Raw genomic sequence first — 19,926 nt, 5'->3', positions numbered from 1 at the left:
AATTTATGACCGGTTTATTCTGGCGGCAGCTTGATACCGCCTCCCGTTACAGGCTTCTTGTCTCCGGGCACGGTAAAATGCATCTTATGGAAACGGCCAACCTCATTATTAACAGTGCTGAGGGCAGTAATGAGAAAGGCGCATTAATTGATGTCGGGGTGGATATGTTTCTGGCTGCATGGGAGACAAGTCCTCTTGATGGTCAGCTTGCATCAAATCTGCTTGCAATAAATCAGCAGCTTCAGTTTTTATCCGACAAACTTGTTGAAACTCTTTCGCTTATAGCAGGTAACAGCTCGATACCTGAGAGCTTAGGCTATCTGCAACGACTTGTAGCTAAAGACGATAAAGAAAAATTGCTGGAATATCTCTCAAAACAGACTGAGAGGCAGCCTGAAAATTTATTTTGGTTGTCACACCTTATGGATTTGACTTTTTTTATGGGGCGCCACGAAGTTGCCAGTGAAGCGCTGGCAAGAGACTGGCCTTCATCAATGAATATTGTTGTTAATAAATATGCCGGTGATATAGCATTTTGCTCTGGAGATTATGAAAAGGCAGAGAAAATTTATTCCGATACATCAGGCGGATCGCTTATTACAGGTGAAAGCCTACTTCATCTTGCTGAAGCCTTAGATCGGATGGGACGTAGAGAGGAAGCTATGATTCTCTGGCGGGACCGTATGAATGCACGTCCCTGGCAGGTGAATACATGGTTTAAAGTTTATGATCGTATTCTGGATGGCCACAGCAGTAAATTCCTTAAAGGTAAGGTTGCCGTATGCCTTTACACATACAACAAGGGTCCGGACTTTAATGAGACAATGAAATCACTGGCAGCTACGCCTTTGGATAATATTCATATTTTTGCGCTCAATAACGGAAGCAGTGATTCAACCAGCAAGATTATGGCTCAGTGGCAGGATAAGCTGGGAGATAAATTTAAATACATAGAGCTACCTGTAAATATTGGTGCTCCAGCAGCCCGTAACTGGCTAAAAAATTTATCTGAAATTAAGAATTATGATTATGTTGCGTACTTGGATGACGACGCTTTTGTTCCTGATGACTGGCAGGCGCAGTTCAGTGCTGCGGTAGAATCATATCCTGATGCAGGGGTATGGGGTTGCCGGGTTGTTAATGCCGGGCAGGAAGAAGTTATTCAGCATGCTGATATTCATCTGCGTGAAACTCCTCATGGATTTGAAGATACCGTTCGCAGTTTTGAATTTTCATATATGGACCCGTATAATCAGGATCTGGATTATGGTCAGTTTGATTTTTGCAGACCGTGCGTATCCGTAACCGGATGTTTTCATCTGTTCCGGCAGTCGGTGTTGCAGGAGATCGGAGATTTTGATCTGCGCTTCGCTCCAACTCAATATGACGATATTGACCATGATTTTATGCTCGCTAAAGCCGGGAAAACAGCAGTTTACCAAGGTAATCTTAAAGTTAAACATAAACGGAAATCAGGATCTGCTGTTGCTTTAAGCCGGGCAGCGCGGGGTAGCGGGGCAGGAAATGTGATCAAGCTGGAGTCAAAGTACTCCGCCAGCGAGGTTGCCGGAATTATTGACCGTGATGTTAAGCGGCTTGAAAATGATTTTACTGAAAAATCACTGAAACTCGGGCAGATGATGAGAAGTATGGATTGATTGTTATAGGGTTTATATTTTGTTATGCTCTTATAAAATATTATAAGGAGTAGAATATGAAAAAAATTCTTATTACAGCTGTTTTGTGTGCTTTGCCTATGCTTTTGGTTGGTTGCGGTAGCAAGCATTACACCATCACTAAAGCTGACGGCTCTACTGTTACAAGTGCAGGGGAGCCTGAGTTTGTTAAGGCTTCAAATACCTATAAATTTGAAAATCTTGATGGGCAGGATGTCATTCTCAAGCGCGAAGATATAAAAGAGATTATTAAGAATAAAGAGTAGTCTTTTTATTTTTACGGATGATCAAAGCTTCTTAGTTTCAGACAGTTAAGATTAAACGGTTAGACGCTGATATTAAAATGTATCTTTTCCGAAAGGATTGAATGTGCCGGGATAGATCAATGATTTTGTCGTAACAGTGGGTGATAGAAGGCAGGGGCTTTAGTGTTCTGGGGCCTCTTGCACAGCTTGTAGAAATGTTTGAATGAATATCCGGAAAGTAGATTTAATTGCAGTTTACTTTAAGAATAAACGCCTCGAAAGTTGGTTCCGAGGCGTTTTTTTGTGGGCTGAATATATTAGATACTGTAAGTTGAAAGTGTGCCGTATTTTTATTATAATAATTAATATTGAAAAGGAGAATTGTCCGAGATAAAAGAGAATAGCCATGGCAAATGGAAAATATGAAGTTGAGCATTTTATTAATACGAAAGTTTATTCGCAACTGACTCCATGGGACCCTGAAAGGAAAAGAAAAGGACCGAGTAAGAAAGTCCGCCGAAAGTGGAATGGACACTTTATTGGTGTCAACAGGTTCAGTGATATTTCAATTAAAATGTTCCGTGAGATTGAAGAGCATTTGAGGTTGAACAAAGGTTGGAGTCCTTATGGTTGGGCGGCTAAAAGTGAAAAGATAGCGAGAAGGCTTTACCATAACGGAGTCACTAGTAAAGAATACACTGTATTTCCAAGAGATCAAAGACATTGGAATGCATTCTATTGTACTAGAGACCTCCGTGTAGCTCTTGGTTATTACACTGGGAATAGCATTTTAATGCGTATTTACATAAAAAATGATAGAATTGATAACATTTGGAGTACAGGTGAAATGCATCTCGGAAGAAGTAGGGCGTCAGCAATTATGCTTGCAGCTAAATTACGAGAGCCTAGATTAAAGTTTTTTGGTATAACGGGACCTCAATCTAGGAGTCTACGCGAACCTGAAACTGCTCTATTTGGTTCTGAAATAAAACAAAATACTCTATGTATACCTGTACCGAAGTCAATAGATATAAATGAATTAGAACAAGACCGTTATTTTGGAGGAATAAAAACAGTTCCAATACATTATTATCATTATATTAATGAATATTTGTGTGGTTTGAATTGAACTAATACAAATTAAAATATCAGCGTCTATCCGTTTTGTTATGTTCAATCCTGTTGTCTCTCTTCATGTAAAATTTATAGAGAATACTGTGTACTGCTATTCAGATAATATTTCGTAATAAGGCCGGACTGCATCAACATCTTCTTTGGGAGCTTTCATCATTATTTCTGCAGTGTTAAATGTAGATTGAATATGTTGCTTCATCATTTTTTTCTGTTCAGGTGTCATAGATTGATCTGCATCAATCTGAGTAAGTGCTTTTTGCATTTCTTCAGCTCCCGACTGACCTTCCTCCTGCATGGATAGAAATGCCATGGCTTTCATCACGCGTCCTGCTGCTTCGGGCCAAGTTTTGTATGTAAAACCGTTGGCTTCTATTATTCTCTTAGTCTGGGAATTGTACCCGTAGATCAAAGCGCATTCTCGGTTGAACATTTCTGGATCAAGAACATCAGAATCAAATTCACCGTTTTTTTCACGTTCGGCATCCATCTGATCAGAATATGGCTCAAGAGCCTGAAGAGTATCGAGGACCCGTTCAATTTCACTTCCAGTCAATGGTGATTGAGCATTGGCTACAGCAGTAAAAATAAAAAAGAAGCACATAAGCAGTATACTTTTTTTGATCATGAAGCTCTCCATTTTATTCAGTTCTATTTATGCAATAAATATATTGAAAAAAGAAAATTTGTCTATTTAAAAATCTATAAATAAATGCGTGGTGATGAGGATTTTATAAAGTTAACATTGCTACTGCATGCTAAATTTATTCTGTATGAATCGGCAGGGTGTTTTTAGATTTGATTAAGAAAAAGAAGAAGCCCCGCTTTTGCAAGCGAGGCTTTATCTTTAAGAGGATATGGTCGGTGATTGCTATTTAATAAAAAGCATTTCGGAGTAGCTGGGCAGGCACCAGAGGTCATCTGCAACAACTTCTTCGAGAGAGTCTGCATATTTACGAACTTCGAGCATAGCTGGCAGTGCGGTGCAGCAAAGGTATTTTGCTTCTTCTTCAACACCGTCAGAAGGCTTGGCGTCCATAATTTTTTCCAGTTCAACAACTGCTGCCTGCATTGATCTGAGTTTATCAGTCACTTCGGTCAGAACGTCAGTTGTGAAAGGAACACCAATTGTTTTCATGTTTGCACATGTTTCAGCAAGCTCTTTCTGATAGCGGACTGCGCCTGGGAAGATGTGGGTCTTAGCGAGTTTAACTACAAGAGCTGCTTCGGTAACGATAGCCTGATTGTACTGTTCAAGGTATATTTCAGTACGGCTGTCCAGTTCTTCTTTAGTGAAAACACTGTACTTGGTGAAAAGCTCAACAACTTCAGGTGAGGAGATTTCAGGAATAGCATCAGCTGAAGTGCGCAGGTTGGGGAGACCGCGTTTTTCGACAGCTTCTTTGTGCCATGCGTCAGAGTAACCGTCACCGTTGAAAACGATCTGGCCATGAGTATCCATGATGTCTTTGATGACTTTGTTTACAGCATCATTGAGTTTGGATTCATCGCCACCCATGAATGCTTCAAGTTCATCAGCGATGTAGTCGAGAGAGTCGGCAATCATGGTATTGATGGCAACCTGAGGACCGGCAATAGATGAGTTGGAACCTACTGCGCGGAATTCAAAACGGTTACCGGTGAATGCAAATGGGCTTGTGCGGTTACGGTCACCAGCATCTCTTGGAAGCGGAGGCAGAGTGTCAACGCCTGCTTTAAGGAATCCTGTGGATGTGGGGGTAGGTGAGTTGCCTTCCTGGATCTTGCTGAAAATTTCAGACAGGTGGTCACCGAGGAAGATGGACAGGATTGCAGGAGGTGCTTCGTTAGCACCAAGACGGTGATCGTTGCTTGCTGTTGCAACAACTGCACGCAGAAGTTTGCTGTACTTGTGTACTGAACGGATAACCGCAGCGCAGAAGATCAGGAACTGAGCGTTTTCAGTCGGGTTTTCGCCTGGATCGAAAAGGCTGCCGTGACCGCTGCAACTCAGTGAGTAGTTAAGATGTTTACCTGATCCGTTGATTCCTGCGAAAGGTTTTTCGTGCAGCAGGCAAGCCATTCCATGCTTTTTAGCTACGCTTTTGAGAGTAGTCATAACCATCTGGTTATGGTCGGTTGCAATATTGGACTGTTCGTAAACGGGTGCAATTTCGAACTGACCGGGTGCAACTTCATTATGGCGTGTTTTTACAGGCACACCAAGTTTGTAGAGCTGATGTTCAACGTCCATCATGAAAGAAAGAACACGGCGGGGAATTGCGCCGAAGTAATGGTCATCGAGTTCCTGACCTTTAGCCGGTTTAGCACCGAACAGGGTTCTGCCTGCCATCTGAAGGTCTGGACGGGCAAAGAAAAAGTTTCTGTCGATGAGGAAATATTCCTGTTCAGGACCGGCGTTTGAAACAACGCGTTTACCGGAATCATCACCGAAGATTTTCAGAATGCGCTGTGCTGATTTATTGACAGCCTGATTTGCTCTGAGCAGGGGAGTCTTTTTATCCAGAGCTTCACCTTTCCATGAGATAAATGCAGTAGGAATGCACAGGAAGGTTCCGTTAGGATTTTCAAGGATGTATGCAGGGCTTGTAACGTCCCAAGCTGTGTAACCACGTGCTTCAAATGTTGCACGGAGGCCACCGTTAGGGAAGCTGGATGCATCAGGTTCACCCTGAATAAGGAGTTTACCTTCAAATTCTGCAATAGCGTTACCTTTTCCGTCAGGAGAAAGGAAACCGTCATGTTTTTCAGCAGTGAGGCCTGTCAGAGGATAGAAAACGTGGGTATAGTGTGTAGCACCTTTTTCCATGGCCCATTCTTTCATTGCGTTTGCAACTGCATCAGCAACGGTCGGGTCAAGTACAGCACCTTCTTCGATGGTTTTCTTAACGGATTTATAGACCTTTTTAGGAAGTCTATCTTTCATAACGTTGTCATTAAATACGTTACAACCGAAAAGTTCAGTAGGCTTAGTGTCTGCAAAGCTGAAAGATGCTTCTGGGGCTGTGTAGTTAGTTATCGCGGTGATTGCGCTCTGGCGGGACAAGTTTGCACTCATTTGAAAAAACTCCTTGAGTCAATTTAATTGTGATCTCCGACCCGGCGGAGAGTAATGGGCTTATTTGCAAAACTGATTTTCAAATAAGCACGTGGTGTGCCTAAAACATATTTATTAATAAATTAAGCTATTTATACATGTTTAGCTGTACTGGCTAGGGTGAATAGCTTACAAAAATGTAGAATAATGTAGTTGTTTCTGAAAAACATATTACGTTTTTGTAATTGATTTCAATTAAACATGTCTATGCTATGTGTTTTGTGACAAAAATGTGGATAACTCTTAGGTTTTGTCTGAGAGATATGTATAAAATGTAGTCATTTTTGTCAAAGCTTACGAATGTGAAGTTTTGTACTTATCGTTTTTTATGAGCTTGACCCTACATTAATATATATAGGTTGTCAGTCCAAAATTGGGTTAAAGTTCAGCTTCATGGTGATGCTTTTAATTTATACTTAAATTATGAATTCAGCATAGTTTTCAATTTTTTTTTGTTTCATATTCAGCCTCATTTCCTGATATTTAAATTGATTATTATTCGATAAACATATTTCTCAAATTTTTATTTCAGTTAAAAACATTAGTTTATATTTTCAATAACTTGAGCGAGTGGTTGTAGTTATTTTATTAATTAGTGTCGTTTCGGGGTTATTTATCTTGTCTATAACGAATTTGTTTTGAGTTTTATTAGGTTATGAACGCGTAGTTATTAAGTTTTTAATTAAAAATGTAAAAGCTGAAATTCTTGAAATGAGAAGAAAAAAGTGCTAATATTTACCAGTTAAGTAAATTTAAGATGGAAAATTTCCCAGTTGAGCGGTCAATCTTCATTATTACCTTATGGAGATGTTTTAAAAATTTCTCGTTAGTCTTGGAGGACTCATGAAAAAATTGCTGTCACTCGTTGTAGCTGTGCTGATTACTGTGGCTATGGTTGGATCTGCTTTCGCAAGTAAACTTACTGTTGCCTGTGACACCAGCTTTCCTCCTTTTGAATTCAAAGATCCCAAAACAGGTGTTCATACCGGTTTTGACGTTGAACTCTGGAAAGCTATTGCTGATAAATGCGGTGTTGAGTACGAATTGCAGCCAATGGACTTCAATGGCATTATCCCCGGTCTCCAGTCTAATCAGATCGATGTAGGTATTGCTGGTATTACCATCAAACCTGAACGTGCTAAAGTTGTTGATTTTTCTGATGGTTATTACAACTCAGGCCTTCTTCTTCTTGTCAAAAGTGATGACAATTCTATTAATGATATTAAAGACCTCAAAGGCAAAATTATTGCTACCAAGCTGAATACAACTTCAGCTGAATTCGCTAAAACAGCTGATCCTAAAGAAGTTAAACTTTATCCTAACAGCGATGCTATGTTCATGGAACTTATGAGCGGCGGTGCTGATGCTGTACTTTTTGACTCTCCTGTTATCGGAGATTTCATGCGTAAAGCAGGTAAAGGTCAGGTTAAAGTTGTTGGTCCTCTTTACAATGGTCAGCAGTACGGCATTGCCTTTCCTAAGGGCAGCAAGCTTGTATCCAAAGTTAATGCAGCTCTCAAAGAACTTCGGAAAGATGGCACTTACCGTGAGCTTTACATCAAATGGTTTGGTAGTGAACCAAAATAGAGTAGCAGTTTAAGTAAATTAATGCAGAGAGCTGGGAACATTTTATGTTTCTGTTTTCTGAAGGGCGGCCGTCTGGCCGCCCTGACTATTTTTTAAGACAGGGGTCGTAATGGCATTCGCATTTGAAACATCAGTTTTCTGGGATACTTTTCCCATGCTCATGCGTGGACTTAAGCTCACAATTGAGATTACTCTTGGCGGTTTATTTTTAGGTTTTATCCTCGGTAGTACAGCTGGCCTGATGAAGCTTTCTCGTTCTTTTTTTGTTCGCAAAATTGCCGGGGTTTATGTTGAAGCCATCAGGGGAACTCCCATGCTGGTTCAAGCCATGTTTCTTTATTATGGTGTTCCTATGGCAATCGGAATGCGCATTCCTCCTATGACCGCCGGGATTGTTATTATTGCTGTAAATTCTGGTGCGTATATTGCCGAAATCGTGCGTGGTGCTGTTCAGTCAATTAATCCGGGACAGGTAGAAGCCGGACGTTCCATAGGCCTTACCAGTGCACAGACAATGCGCTATATTATTTGGCCTCAGGCTTTAAAACGCATGATACCGCCTCTTGGAAACCAGTTTATTATCAGCCTTAAAGATACCTCTCTGCTTATGGTTATCGGTGTTGGCGAACTTATGAGAACAGGTCAGGAAATTACCTCCGTAAACTTCCGTGCATTTGAAGTTTATCTTGCTGTTGCCTGTGTTTATCTTGTTATGACTCTGTCTATCGCAAATGGTATGCGTATGGTTGAGAAAAAGCTCAATACTTCCCGGAGGTAATTTTATGATTCAAATTAAAAATCTTTACAAAAGTTTCGGGCAGCTCGACGTCATCAAAGGTATTGATCTGCATGTTAAATCAGGTGAAGTAGTCTGTATTATCGGTCCTTCAGGGTCCGGTAAATCTACTGTTTTGCGCTGTATCAACAAACTTGAAGAGCCAACTTCCGGTACTATTATTGTGGACGGGCATGATATTATGCAAAAGTCTACCAATATTAATGAAGTTCGGGCTGAAGCCGGAATGGTTTTTCAGCAGTTTAATCTTTTTCCACACATGACAATTCTGGAGAATGTTACTCTTGGACCTGTCAAAGTTCGTAATGTAAGCAAAAGTGATGCTAATGAGCTTGGATTGAAATTACTGGAAAAAGTTGGACTTAAAGATAAAGCCCGTAACTATCCAGATCAACTTTCAGGTGGGCAGAAACAGCGTGTAGCTATTGCCCGTTCACTGGCTTTGCAGCCCAAGGTTATTCTTTTTGATGAGCCTACTTCTGCGCTGGACCCCGAGCTTGTAGGGGAAGTTCTGGAAGTTATGCAGCAGCTCGCAAAAGAGGGTATGACAATGGTAGTTGTTACTCACGAAATGGGGTTTGCCAAAGAAGTTGCTGATCGTTTGATCTTCATTGACGAGGGAATTATTCAGGAAGAAGGCGTACCTGCTGAGGTTTTTGCTAATCCTAAAAATCCACGTCTCAAAGATTTTCTAGGCAAAGTTGTTTCACATCTTTAGGTGTATCTGCTGATATTATTACATAAATTTTATGTGAAAAAGTTTAGAAAACAAAGTTTTTCGAATTACTAAAAAGCTCATATTAATCTTTTTGTCGGTTTATTATAACTGGCTGTAAGAGTAAAAAATGCCATAATACTAGTGTATTGTGGCATTTTTTATTTTTTTTTACATAAATTGTATTATATAAAATAGTTGACTGTGCTTAGTATTTACACAATAAAATATTGTTGAATGTAATTTTTAATATGGAGAAAACGATATGAAAAAAGTTTTTGGCTGTTCTATGGTAGTTTTGGCTTTAACCTTGATGTGTTCTCTGGCTATTGCTGCTGACTATCCTGAGATACGCGGTACTTGGGTTGGTAAGGTCAGAATGATCAAAAGTGATGGTTCAATCATCACATCAAAATCTGCCATGGTTATCAACAAGCAGGATGGAGAGCTTTTTTCAGGCTATAAAGCGTGGTTTGCTGAGAATAAGGATAACCTGATTACTGAGAATTTTAAGGGTATTATCGGCGCAGATGGTAAATCACTGTATTTAGCTGAAGCCGGAGAAGGATATACTCAGGGATTTATTACCGGTAAGCAGAGTATGTCACTTTATTATCTCGAAGATGGACGTAAATGCAAAGCTATTTCTTACAGTATGGAAAGAATTCATTTCTCTCGTGCTTTTATTGATATTGATAAAGACGGAAATAAAACTGTTATCCGATCTGAAATAGTCAGAGTTTATCCTCTTAACGCTGAACGTATTATGAAAGAGGCTGATCTCAACAAAGACGGTAAGTTGAGCAAACAAGAGTGGGAAGCCTGGAAGAAAAACAAATAAAAAGCAAAGGCACGATCCATATGATCGTGCCTTTTTAATGGATTTATTGCCTTACGAGGGTATCGGTTCTTTTTAATAATCTTAAACAGATCTTGTTATACCGCCGTCTACGCGCAGATTTTGTCCCGTTATGTAGCTTGATTTTTCAGAAGCAAGAAAATAAATAGCATCTGCTATTTCCTCAACTTTACCATAACGGCCCATTGGAATGCGCGCGCGACGTTCATCTTTTTCCGGCAGGCTATCAATAAATCCGGGAAGAATATTATTAATACGAATTCCTTTATCTGCATATTTATCAGCATAAAGCTTACTGAACGCTGCAAGACTTGAGCGGAACATGCCGGATGTGGGAAAGAGTTCTTCAGGCTCGAAGCAGGCATAAGTTGAAATGTTGACAATTGAGCCGCAGCCCTGTTTCAGCATAACAGGTGTCACGAGGCGGGCAATGCGAATGACGTTTAGCAGATATACTTCCATACCCTTGATGTAATCCTCATCAGTCATTTCAAGAATATCACCTTTCGGACCGTGTCCTGCACTATTGACAACGACATCAATTCTTCCCCATTTTTCTAGAACCTTACTGATAAATTCACTCAGATCATCAGGGTTGAGGTTAGAACCTGTGTAACCGAATCCGCTAAGTTCATTTGCAAGGTCTTCACCTTTACCTGATGATGAAAGAACAGCTACTTTGTAACCCTCAGCAGCTAATTTCCGGGCTGCTCCTGCGCCCATTCCACTTCCGCCGGCTGTAATGACAGCCACTTTATCCTGGCTCATATCTTCTCCAATTTATAGTGATACTTACATTGAATTGTATAATAAATTTATGGTATATTGAAAAAGTATAATATAAATACACTCCGTCTGGCTTGCAATTAATATGTAAAATATATTATATTCTTTATAATTTGGCTTTATCTATACTGTCCATTTGCCTTATATGCTTAAAATTTTAACAGGGTGAGGAATTGTGTCAGCTTCTCTTTTAAAATTTTCTTTTGCTGCTGTGAAAGTTTTCAGCATTACATTGTTTACTTTTTTTATATTATCGTATTCAACAAGTTATGCTAAAAATATAGTAGTGGGCGGGACGGCATACTGGAGCCCTTTTTGCTATACACTTCCTGATGCTCCTCATAAATTACGCGGTTTTACAGTAGATGTCGTGAAGCATATTTTTAAAGATGAAGTGCAGAATATTCAATTTTTGGAATTGCCGTGGAAAAGATGTTTACTAGCTCTTGAAAACAACAAGATTAATTTGTTGCTTGATGGCACTAATAGTTCAAAAAGACTGCAAAAATTTATTTTTTCTGACACCATTTATTATCTTGATAATGTCTTTTTTTATAGCAAGAAAAAGTACCATACTCCACCTGTAGTAAAATACGTCATAGATGTAGCTGATTATACTCTAGGTGGACTTTCTGGATCTAATTACGATTTATATCCATTTGATGTTTCTCAAGCTCAAGTTACCTCTCCAGATTATAAATCATTACTGGCAATGGTTGATAGAGAGCGTTTTGATTTTGCTATGGGGTTCAAACAAGTGATCGTATCATATGCAAAAATGAATAATATCAGTATGAATACAATAGGGTGGATTCCCATGCCTGAGGTTGAACCATTAAAGTTTTATATTCTTGCAACTAAAAGTCCTGAAGGTGAAAAACTTATTAAGCTCATTAATAGCGGGCTGAAGAAAATGAAAGAAGATGGTACGTTTAAAAAAATTGCAAAGCAGTACGGACTAGAGGATCTTCTGTTTTAAATTACTCCTTTGTTGCTAATTGGCTGAAAAAAAACCTTTCTTGTTCTGTGAGCTTGTGACGAGGCTTTTTTTGTCCCTTAAATATATTATACGCCATGAAGTGTATTTGGAAATTATTTGATTTATTATTTAGAGAATACATAGATGTATTCCATTCATTTGGTCTTACTCCTGAGTACATACTGAATAGTGATGTGTGTTTACGTATAATATTTGCAATGCTATTAAGTACCTTTCTGAAAAGAAACTCATTTTTATTGAATATTATGAAATTTACTTTGCAATTATTCCATGTTGGAGTTGCCAGAATATTATTAAGAGCATATGTCATACCATCTATGCACTTCCAGATAAGACATTTGCATATGTGTACCTCTTTTCCTCCAATATTTACATTGAATTTAGCTTGCCCTGATTTTTGAAACAAGCGTCTATTTTGCATTTCTGAAATTCTGGAATTTAAAGTTGAAATAATTATTTTCATCAATTCTTCATCACTATGAATATTGAATATACCAGGAGTTCTTTCAAACATGCGGCATGTTTCGCGTATTATTTTTGAAATTTCAAAAAAATCTTTATTTGATATTGCAGGCTCATGCTCTGGTTCTGCCTGTTCTGCCTGATGCAGAGTCGGAAAGATATTACTGATGCGAGACAGCTTTTGGTTATGTTTCTTACTTTCTTCCTTCGCAAGTATAGCTTCATTTTCTTTGTATAATTTCTGCAAACGGTAGTGTATTGTCTTAGCGGCTATTTTTTTGACCTTTGCTTCATAAAGTCTAAGATCATTTTCCTGCCACTTCAGATACTGCTTAATCATAGCTAAGGCATGTGCGAACCTTTCTTGCATTTCTGACTGGTTGTTATCATTCTTTTGAGCATAGTTTTTTACTATACAATCTGATTTTATAGTGAACCTTGGCCCACCATTCATATAGTGTATACTTGGATAGCTTACCCACAGCCTTCTGTCTCCTGAATATGGTATTTCAACTGAGACCTCACTTCCATCTACAATACATAAATTTATTGACGTAGCAGCACCATATATTTTGTTTTCAGAATCAAGCTTGCATTTAATAGGTTGATGCATCCTTATTTTATCTTCATGCAGTACTAATTTTTTGACACAGTTTTCGCTTAATATACGTTCTACTATTTCTTTTTGAGGAGTGTTAATCAATTCTTCTTCTGGAATAGAATTAACATGAGATATTATATTTGTATAATTATTACGAAGTATTATTTCTAAACTACAATCTTTAAATAAATGATTGTGATTGTGATTCTTCATGGCGGAGCTCCTGCCAATGCTTTACTCTGTATTTCAATATATATTTATAGTTTAAATCATGCACTATTTATTCCAATTTGTATATTTTTGTTATGCCTTTATAAAATATAATAATAATTATTGCTCGTACATAGTAGTAAAGAATAAAAGTGAAGCAGGATAATATCTTATGGTGAGAGTATTGCTTGCATTTTCTTCATAAAAATACAAAAAAAGCCGGATTGCAATAATCCGGCTTAAAGTAAAATGACGTTTTTTTGACTTTTATATGATTCCGTAAAGTGGCATTCCCGATACACCTAATGCATCAACTCTTTTTTCAATTTCAGGATCATCTTCCAGCGGGGGAGCTTGAAAACTTTTAAGTCGTGCATCAATAATGAACGATTTCTCAGTTCCCCAGTGCTTGGCATGTGTGAACGCACCTACACCATAAATATCAGTTGCCGGATCAGAGCGGGTAAATGTTACCCATAGGAAGTTATCCCAGTTCCGGCCGGTAAAATTTTCATCGTCAGCTACTACAATCATGGGGAAGCCTTCAATGCCTCTGGTCTGCTGTAAATATATAGCTAATTTATCAATTTCAGGGGCTTGCATACCACGTTCAGTTTCGCTTTTACATCCTTTGATGATCAATATTCCCGGCGCAAATACTTTTACATTACTGAATCCGTCCGGAAGATTTATCTGTGTGGGCAGATCTGTATTAAGTTCGCGTTTTTTGGCTCCTGCTGCGGCAAATATCAATTTTGATCCTTCATTTAAACCTGTGCCAGAGTAGTCAAGTGTATCAATTGTGGTTCTGGTTATGAAATGAAGATCTCGTTTTAAGTCTACGCACTGAAGCATATGATTAAAAAATTGCGGGATGTTATGGCAGCTCTCTCCTTTTCGCATATCTTCCTTGGCAGCGATGAAGAGGTATTTAGCAAGGGAGGTCTGAGTGTTACCAAGCAGACCCATGGCATTAGTCAGCAGCTCCTGAGGCTGGCGTTCATCAGCATATGGAACATATCGTTCACTGCCAACGGCGAGCAAAAGTGGATGAACTCCGGCGACATCAACTGCATGTACTTCATGTACTCCTGAAAATACGGATGGAACCAGTTCGGATGTCATTTCGTGGATAAAATCTCCGAACATTGTATCTTCCTGCGGTGGGCGTCCAACTGTTGTGAAAGGCCAGATTGCGTCATTGCGATGGTATACTTTATCTACTTTCAGCACTGGAAAATCATGAGCAAGACTGTAGTAACCTATATGATCTCCGAAGGGACCTTCGGCTTTTTTATAGTTACTGATGGTTCCGCAAATACAGAAATCTGCTTCGGATGGAATGGGCAGGCCGTTATTTTTATGAATTATCGGAATTCTATGACCGCCCAGTGCTCCTGCAAAGAAAATCTCAGCCAGTCCTTCAGGTAGCGGCATGACTGCGGCGAGGGTCATAGACGGGGCTCCGCCCACAAAAATATTTACCTTCAGTGGTTGTCCTTTTTTAAGAGCCTGTGCGTGGTGATGTCCGATACCTCTGTGGATCTGGTAGTGCAGGCCCGCCTCTGTATTCGTGTAGTCATTGCCGGATATCTGTACCCGATACATGCCCATATTAGAACTTGAAATGCCGGGAGAATCCGGGCTCTCTGAGTATACCTGCGGCAGGGTTATGAATGCCCCGCCGTCCATAGGCCATGAAATAAGCTGAGGCAACTGTGAAAGGGTGGTTTCATTCTCCATAACAGGGCCGCTTGAAAGTTTTTTGGGCATGGTGTGAAAAGCAGTACGTGGAGCGCCAAGGTATTTCCAAGGACGTTTAAGCAGCTCCATGGGCGAGAGCTTGAGCTTCATAAGGCGTTCAACGGTCTCAATTGTATCGCGGAAGATATAATGCATACGTTCTTTGGTGCCATAAATATTGGCGGCCATGGGAAATCTGCAGCCTTTCACATTAGTGAACAGCAGGGCCGGTCCGCCAGCCTGGAACACTCTGCGCTGAATTGCGCCCATTTCAAGATTAGGATCAATTTCCTGCTCTATTCGGATCATCTCGCCGCGTTCTTCAAGGGCGGTGAGGCATTCACGTGTATTTTTGTAACCCATAACTTTTCCTTTTCGTATTCAAATATTGTGCGGCTGAGTGTATGGATTACTGGCTGTGGAATCAAGCTTATTAGCCATGAAAAAAGCCTGCATTTTATAGCAGGCTTTTACTTTCAGAAAGGGACAGGTGTTGAATATAATTTAACGTAGAATTTTATTTGCCAACAGTTTTTGGATGCCAACGACATCGCTTCCTTTTTTTAGCTCTTTGAAAACAGGTTCATGTCTTCCTGAAATCCACATAGTAAGTTCTGAGTCCAGATCAAAATGACCTGCCGTTTCAACCGAGAAACTGGTAATAGACTTATAGGGGATTGATAGATACTCAACTTTTTTACCGGTCAAGCCTTGTTTATCAATCATGATTAGACGGCCAGTCGTAAAAACATACATATCGCGAATGACTTTAAAAGCCCGTTCTACCTGTTCATTGTCGCCAAGAATAGGAGCAAGCTCTTCCTGCACATCTTCAACACTTATTTCACTTGCATTACCCATAAGTCCGTCAAGGAATCCCATATAATCTCCAATGTATTTTTAAATTAATGTTTATAGTGTACTTTATATTACCGAGTATTTTATGTCGAGCAGGGAATTAATTATATTGCGTTAATAAAGTTTAAATACGACAGAAATGGATTATCTTAAATCCAAATCAGTTCTTTTGTTATTCGGTATTTGACCATTTTGACTGATATTTTCGAAAAATTGTGTAACATATTCGTCGTGCCGGGCAATTTCTTCTTTTGGAATGAATTTTTGATAGCGGCGCTTGTATTCCTCGTTACATTTGCCGTCTATGATAGCGTTTATCTTTTTGATAACCTTTTTCCCCCATTCATTTTTACTGCAACCTGCATAAATAGGAGTATATTTAGGGATTTCCAGTACCGGGATGAATGTGAATTTATCTTCAATTTTTCCTTTGGAAACCAGCCATAACATTTCGCTGGCAAATCCTAATGTGCAGTCTACGGCTTTTTGTGACTGCACGCTCTTCATAAGATGTTCTAATAAATCTCTTTTATAGTGAATAATAATTTTGTTAGAACCTGTGTATTGGTCAATCAGCTTGTCTGCTGAGCCTCCGTAGCGTCGTCCTTTGGAAATACCAATCTTCATATTAGAATTTTTGAGTATTTTTTCAATTGAAATGAATCCGCCATCAGTCATAAACCTTTCAAATTCTGGTAGCCTAGATTTGAGAATTAAAAGTCCTGCCGAAAGGAACAGCATCACAGGATTACTATATTCTATAAATTTTTCACGCTCAGGGGTTTTTATCAAAGTTACACAGCAGCCATTTGTTTCAGCCAGCTGTTTTAAAATACGCCCATAGTTTCCGGAGCGATCACTGTGATTGTATTCAGGCATTCTTTTCTTTAAGTATCTCTCAAGATAATTTGAATGACCTTGGCCTGCATATACTCCTGTTAGTATTGAGCCTGGAGGGAAATCAGCATGATACCAATAAATATTATCGTCTTCAGCGTAAGCTGACTGTATAAAAAAACATGTGATAATTAAGATGAAGATGTTTAAGTGTCTCATAATAAATGTTTTTTTTGATATTTAAAAGTTCGATAGTAATGCTTTGTTTTTTCTTATAACACTATAGTTTTTTTACGCTGTTGTGTATGTTATTTTTTTTCTAATTTTTAAAATTTGTTGTTGCATAAATTAGAAAATAGTTTTTTATTTATGAAAGATTTACCTATGTCTTTGTATTAAAGCTATTAGTTTTATTTATGAGTGTCTCATGGGCAAAAAATTTTAACTAGTTGTTTGTATGATATTTTTTAAAATACTGCTATTGTATAATTTAAAATAGTGATGAATATTTATTGATGGAATTATTAATCAACTTTGGATTTTTAGGACTATTTACTGCAGCTTTTCTTGCCGCAACTATTCTTCCTTTCAGTTCAGAAATTGTGCTTAGCGCTCTTATTTTAAGCGGGATGAACCCTTTTATACTTGTTACTGTTGCTACCCTTGGTAACGTACTTGGCTCTATCGTTAATTATGGGCTTGGCTACGGTGGGGGAGAAATTTTTAAACGAAAATTTTCAACGGCATCGGAAAGAGAAGTTAATGCATCGCTGGCCAGGTTTGAAAAATATGGTATGTATTCGCTGCTGCTTGCATGGGTTCCTGTTATTGGTGATCCACTAACCGTTGCAGCCGGGCTTTTGCGGATTAATTTCTTAATATTTTTAGTTCTGGTTACAATTGGAAAATTAGGCCGTTATATAGTTATCTCAGTAATACTCTGCGCTGGGGGATAGTGTTGAAGGATCTATAAAAAAATATGCAGCTCTTAGCTCTTTTAATCCGTTTTGATTGGTGTTAATTACGCAAGTCGATCTTTTGAGGAACAAAAATGCATTTTAGAAATGTGTAATTAGTATAACTATCAATAATTAAAGGTGAAAGAGTTGTCTCAGCCTACTGAAAAGAGCCTTGCTCTAATTAATAACTACGTTAAAAAATATTGTGCACGTACCGGACTCAATATTCATCCTATGGCAGATGTTTCAGATGCCGTTATAACCGGGCTGGCCATGCATATGGATGACCTCAAACGTCCTCTTTGCCCTTGTCGTTTTTATCCTGATAAAAAGGAAGCTGTGAAGGAAAGAGACTGGCTTTGTCCATGCAATGATATGAAAAATTATAAATACTGTCACTGCATGCTGTTCGTAAACCCAGAAGGTATGCCTGTTACCGAGAATCTACCAAATGACCATGATGGCAGGACCACCTACGGATTCGTTGCTGATCCGGCACCGGAAAAAGGCAACAAGAAATAGCTGTAGCTGAAATTATTCGTTTGAGAATAATTGATTTTTAGAAAATCAAAAGTTTAAGGGGCGCTAACTGTACGGTTAGCGCCCCTTTGCTATGGACTTTGGTCGTGAGTATTTCGTGGTTATTCAATCAGGTCAAATTCATTTGCTGAGAATTAGTCAAATGATCTGATTGTTGAAATGTGAAGTATAAAAAAATATTTTCCAATTATTTTAGATGCTAAGTGTTTGGTACAGACTGAATCATTCGTGGAAATCGAGAGTAGTGCATGAAAGTTTCTTGTCATAGTGGTGTGGGAATGGAGTTTTTTGAAGTCAGATCACCTATAAAATTACCTATTGAAGATAATTTAAATAACTAAGGGGTTTAAGCATTACTGCCTAAACCCCTTAAATTATGGCGGAAAGGGTGGGATTCGAACCCACGTATGGTTTGACCCATAACTCGATTTCGAGTCGAGCGCGTTACGGCCGGACTTCGCTACCTTTCCTAAATATATATAGTGGCTGAAAAAGGACTTCCAGCCTTGTGGAAGAAGTTTGTATAGCTACTCTTGCTTTATTTCGCAAGCTTAAATGAAGCTCTATCTGGTATAATTTGTAAAATTTTATCGTGATGACAGGTGGTTGAGATTAAAAAGATTTATAGTTTGAAGCATGTGATGAATGATGCTGCGAAGTAAATATCTTGTGAGTCTTTAGTGGTTTCACATAATGAATAACTGAAGACGTCAGAAGCTTATAACTTATGCTGTGCGGATTGTTGTAGCCCAGGATCGAATCTGCTCAATTCGTTTTCTACAATATTTTGTAGATTTTCACTGAACATAGCCTTGCCATATCCTGTAATACGAGAATTTACATGTGCTTTTGAAGGTCCGGTTGACATATTCTTTGAATCAAAGGACCAGTTTTCAATAATATTTTGATATTTATCAACGTCAGAATGAGGATGTATGAATTGAACAATTTTTGAAAAATATTTTATAGGATCAGATTTAATATTTTCATATTTAAGTGCTAAGACACTCTGATTATTTGATTTGTATTTTTCAAATTTTATATTCATGCACTTCCAATCGTTAATGAATTTTTTAAGAGTTTTAGCTGTGATAATATCACCTTGCTCATTTTTCTGGTAAGAATCGATCATTAAAAAATCGTTTATTGTAAATCTGCACATTTCTGCATCAGCTCTGTTTGTCTTAGTAGATCTATAGAAATGCATTATGTAGGAAGCTAGAAAATCGTATAAATTACGATGCAAAAAAATAATTTTTGCTTCAGGAAAAACTCTCTGAATACGCGAAAAAACTTCAGCAGAGAGAGCTGTCGTCTTATCTCCAATAGCCGTATTTTCTGCTAGCCGCCGTAAAAAACAGTTAAGCACAATTTCACGGGTAGCTTGGTCAGCCATTTTCTGGGTGATGTTGATTTTACTGTCCTCAGAAACAAAATTACGCTTTTCAACTGTTTTTATTTCAACCAGATCATCAAGCCAATTTTGTTTTCGCTCGCATACATAATCACCCCATTGGTAAACTGATTTATAGATTGAATCATAAAGTGATGGTGTATTTTTTAAACCAGACGCAAAGAAAAGTCCCTCTCCGATACAGCAAATGCCTTTAACGTCATTAAGCATATTCTTAATCCACGTAGATCATGTCTTCGGAAGTCCGGTTATAAAAAATATTTTTTCCATCTTCACTCCTGTCTCAAAGTAATATCAAGTCTATCCATAAGCCAATAGATTAGAATATATTTTTTGCCTCAGATTTTGCTGTACCAGACAATAATACTATTCTCTAATGGAATTAGTATCTGTATATTAATTAGATAGAA

18 protein-coding genes and 1 tRNA gene are annotated in these 19,926 nt (G+C 38.5%); 10 read left to right on the top strand and 9 right to left on the bottom strand.

Annotated elements, in window-relative coordinates; all coding sequences use genetic code 11:
* Nucleotides 1-5 precede the first annotated feature (5 nt).
* From H589_RS0110310 to H589_RS0110300, 3 genes are all read left to right on the top strand, one after another.
* Complete coding sequence (locus H589_RS0110310; protein ID WP_027721933.1) at nt 6-1,658, top strand: glycosyltransferase; 1,653 nt, start codon at nt 6-8, stop codon at nt 1,656-1,658.
* Between the two features lie 56 nt (nt 1,659-1,714).
* The gene (locus H589_RS0110305) at nt 1,715-1,942 is read left to right on the top strand and encodes a YgdI/YgdR family lipoprotein (RefSeq protein WP_027721932.1); all 228 of its coding nucleotides are present in this window, start codon (nt 1,715-1,717) and stop codon (nt 1,940-1,942) included.
* A gap of 385 nt (nt 1,943-2,327) precedes the next feature.
* Nucleotides 2,328-3,050: a hypothetical protein gene (locus H589_RS0110300; RefSeq protein ID WP_027721931.1), complete on the top strand. Its 723-nt coding sequence runs from the start codon at nt 2,328-2,330 to the stop codon at nt 3,048-3,050.
* A gap of 96 nt (nt 3,051-3,146) precedes the next feature.
* Here H589_RS0110300 and H589_RS0110295 read toward each other — a convergent pair whose 3' ends face one another.
* Both H589_RS0110295 and H589_RS0110290 read right to left on the bottom strand, forming a co-directional pair.
* Nucleotides 3,147-3,680, bottom strand: a complete 534-nt coding sequence (locus H589_RS0110295) for a hypothetical protein (RefSeq protein WP_027721930.1) — start codon at nt 3,678-3,680, stop codon at nt 3,147-3,149.
* 243 nt (nt 3,681-3,923) lie between these two features.
* Nucleotides 3,924-6,110 carry a glutamine synthetase III family protein gene (locus tag H589_RS0110290; protein WP_027721929.1) on the bottom strand — a complete coding sequence of 729 codons (2,187 nt, stop codon included), beginning with the start codon at nt 6,108-6,110 and terminating at the stop codon, nt 3,924-3,926.
* An 882-nt stretch (nt 6,111-6,992) separates the two neighbouring features.
* On the opposite strand from H589_RS0110290, the gene glnH reads away from it, so the two are divergent.
* The 4 genes from glnH to H589_RS0110270 all read left to right on the top strand — a co-directional run bounded on the left by glnH (nt 6,993) and on the right by H589_RS0110270 (nt 10,088).
* Nucleotides 6,993-7,736 carry a glutamine ABC transporter substrate-binding protein GlnH gene (gene glnH / locus H589_RS0110285; RefSeq protein ID WP_027721928.1) on the top strand — a complete coding sequence of 248 codons (744 nt, stop codon included), beginning with the start codon at nt 6,993-6,995 and terminating at the stop codon, nt 7,734-7,736.
* A gap of 109 nt (nt 7,737-7,845) precedes the next feature.
* Nucleotides 7,846-8,514, top strand: a complete 669-nt coding sequence (locus H589_RS0110280) for an amino acid ABC transporter permease (protein ID WP_027721927.1) — start codon at nt 7,846-7,848, stop codon at nt 8,512-8,514.
* Between the two features lie 4 nt (nt 8,515-8,518).
* Entirely contained in the window at nt 8,519-9,250 is a 732-nt protein-coding gene (locus tag H589_RS0110275) for an amino acid ABC transporter ATP-binding protein (RefSeq protein ID WP_027721926.1), read from the top strand.
* Nucleotides 9,251-9,512: 262 nt separating this feature from the next.
* Nucleotides 9,513-10,088, top strand: coding sequence for an EF-hand domain-containing protein (locus tag H589_RS0110270; protein WP_027721925.1), 576 nt, complete (start codon nt 9,513-9,515; stop codon nt 10,086-10,088).
* Between the two features lie 81 nt (nt 10,089-10,169).
* On the opposite strand, the gene H589_RS0110265 is transcribed toward H589_RS0110270, so the two are convergent.
* Complete coding sequence (locus H589_RS0110265; protein ID WP_027721924.1) at nt 10,170-10,874, bottom strand: SDR family oxidoreductase; 705 nt, start codon at nt 10,872-10,874, stop codon at nt 10,170-10,172.
* Between the two features lie 193 nt (nt 10,875-11,067).
* Between H589_RS0110265 and H589_RS0110260 the strand changes: the two genes are divergently transcribed.
* Nucleotides 11,068-11,871 (top strand): substrate-binding periplasmic protein, encoded by an 804-nt coding sequence (locus H589_RS0110260; protein ID WP_027721923.1) that lies wholly within the window; start codon nt 11,068-11,070, stop codon nt 11,869-11,871.
* A gap of 1 nt (nt 11,872) precedes the next feature.
* On the opposite strand, the gene H589_RS0110255 is transcribed toward H589_RS0110260, so the two are convergent.
* The 4 genes from H589_RS0110255 to H589_RS0110240 form a co-directional block, all read right to left on the bottom strand.
* On the bottom strand, nt 11,873-13,168 hold the full coding sequence (locus H589_RS0110255) for a hypothetical protein (protein ID WP_027721922.1): 1,296 nt from the start codon (nt 13,166-13,168) through the stop codon (nt 11,873-11,875).
* A 264-nt stretch (nt 13,169-13,432) separates the two neighbouring features.
* Nucleotides 13,433-15,271 carry a UbiD family decarboxylase gene (locus H589_RS0110250; RefSeq protein ID WP_027721921.1) on the bottom strand — a complete coding sequence of 613 codons (1,839 nt, stop codon included), beginning with the start codon at nt 15,269-15,271 and terminating at the stop codon, nt 13,433-13,435.
* A 141-nt stretch (nt 15,272-15,412) separates the two neighbouring features.
* Nucleotides 15,413-15,790 (bottom strand): PH domain-containing protein, encoded by a 378-nt coding sequence (locus tag H589_RS0110245; RefSeq protein ID WP_027721920.1) that lies wholly within the window; start codon nt 15,788-15,790, stop codon nt 15,413-15,415.
* A gap of 120 nt (nt 15,791-15,910) precedes the next feature.
* Nucleotides 15,911-16,822, bottom strand: a complete 912-nt coding sequence (locus H589_RS0110240; protein WP_027721919.1) for a TIGR02285 family protein — start codon at nt 16,820-16,822, stop codon at nt 15,911-15,913.
* A gap of 296 nt (nt 16,823-17,118) precedes the next feature.
* On the opposite strand from H589_RS0110240, the gene H589_RS0110235 reads away from it, so the two are divergent.
* A complete protein-coding gene (locus H589_RS0110235; protein ID WP_027721918.1) occupies nt 17,119-17,559 on the top strand; it encodes a YqaA family protein in 441 nt (146 codons plus the stop codon).
* 141 nt (nt 17,560-17,700) lie between these two features.
* Nucleotides 17,701-18,084: a ferredoxin-thioredoxin reductase catalytic domain-containing protein gene (locus tag H589_RS0110230; protein ID WP_245577109.1), complete on the top strand. Its 384-nt coding sequence runs from the start codon at nt 17,701-17,703 to the stop codon at nt 18,082-18,084.
* Nucleotides 18,085-18,479: 395 nt separating this feature from the next.
* Here H589_RS0110230 and H589_RS0110225 read toward each other — a convergent pair.
* Both H589_RS0110225 and H589_RS0110220 read right to left on the bottom strand, forming a co-directional pair.
* Nucleotides 18,480-18,572: transfer RNA gene (locus tag H589_RS0110225), tRNA-Ser, on the bottom strand.
* Nucleotides 18,573-18,820: 248 nt separating this feature from the next.
* Complete coding sequence (locus H589_RS0110220; RefSeq protein WP_281168143.1) at nt 18,821-19,735, bottom strand: sulfotransferase; 915 nt, start codon at nt 19,733-19,735, stop codon at nt 18,821-18,823.
* Nucleotides 19,736-19,926 lie beyond the last annotated feature (191 nt).

It is taken from the genome of Maridesulfovibrio zosterae DSM 11974 (assembly GCF_000425265.1).
In the GTDB taxonomy this organism is placed as follows: domain Bacteria; phylum Desulfobacterota; class Desulfovibrionia; order Desulfovibrionales; family Desulfovibrionaceae; genus Maridesulfovibrio; species Maridesulfovibrio zosterae.
The sequence above is the reverse complement of the archived record's forward strand: the minus strand, read 5'-3'. Positions and strand labels throughout refer to the sequence as shown.

Bases quoted from the DNA above. Each gene is read 5' to 3' on its own strand.
- H589_RS0110310 (WP_027721933.1), top strand. From the start codon at position 6: ATGACCGGTTTATTCTGGCGGCAGCTTGATACCGCCTCCCGTTACAGG.
- H589_RS0110305 (WP_027721932.1), top strand. From the start codon at position 1,715: ATGAAAAAAATTCTTATTACAGCTGTTTTGTGTGCTTTGCCTATGCTT.
- H589_RS0110300 (WP_027721931.1), top strand. From the start codon at position 2,328: ATGGCAAATGGAAAATATGAAGTTGAGCATTTTATTAATACGAAAGTT.
- H589_RS0110295 (WP_027721930.1), bottom strand. From the start codon at position 3,680: ATGATCAAAAAAAGTATACTGCTTATGTGCTTCTTTTTTATTTTTACT.
- H589_RS0110290 (WP_027721929.1), bottom strand. From the start codon at position 6,110: ATGAGTGCAAACTTGTCCCGCCAGAGCGCAATCACCGCGATAACTAAC.
- glnH (WP_027721928.1), top strand. From the start codon at position 6,993: ATGAAAAAATTGCTGTCACTCGTTGTAGCTGTGCTGATTACTGTGGCT.
- H589_RS0110280 (WP_027721927.1), top strand. From the start codon at position 7,846: ATGGCATTCGCATTTGAAACATCAGTTTTCTGGGATACTTTTCCCATG.
- H589_RS0110275 (WP_027721926.1), top strand. From the start codon at position 8,519: ATGATTCAAATTAAAAATCTTTACAAAAGTTTCGGGCAGCTCGACGTC.
- H589_RS0110270 (WP_027721925.1), top strand. From the start codon at position 9,513: ATGAAAAAAGTTTTTGGCTGTTCTATGGTAGTTTTGGCTTTAACCTTG.
- H589_RS0110265 (WP_027721924.1), bottom strand. From the start codon at position 10,874: ATGAGCCAGGATAAAGTGGCTGTCATTACAGCCGGCGGAAGTGGAATG.
- H589_RS0110255 (WP_027721922.1), bottom strand. From the start codon at position 13,168: ATGAAGAATCACAATCACAATCATTTATTTAAAGATTGTAGTTTAGAA.
- H589_RS0110250 (WP_027721921.1), bottom strand. From the start codon at position 15,271: ATGGGTTACAAAAATACACGTGAATGCCTCACCGCCCTTGAAGAACGC.
- H589_RS0110245 (WP_027721920.1), bottom strand. From the start codon at position 15,790: ATGGGATTCCTTGACGGACTTATGGGTAATGCAAGTGAAATAAGTGTT.
- H589_RS0110240 (WP_027721919.1), bottom strand. From the start codon at position 16,822: ATGAGACACTTAAACATCTTCATCTTAATTATCACATGTTTTTTTATA.
- H589_RS0110235 (WP_027721918.1), top strand. From the start codon at position 17,119: ATGGAATTATTAATCAACTTTGGATTTTTAGGACTATTTACTGCAGCT.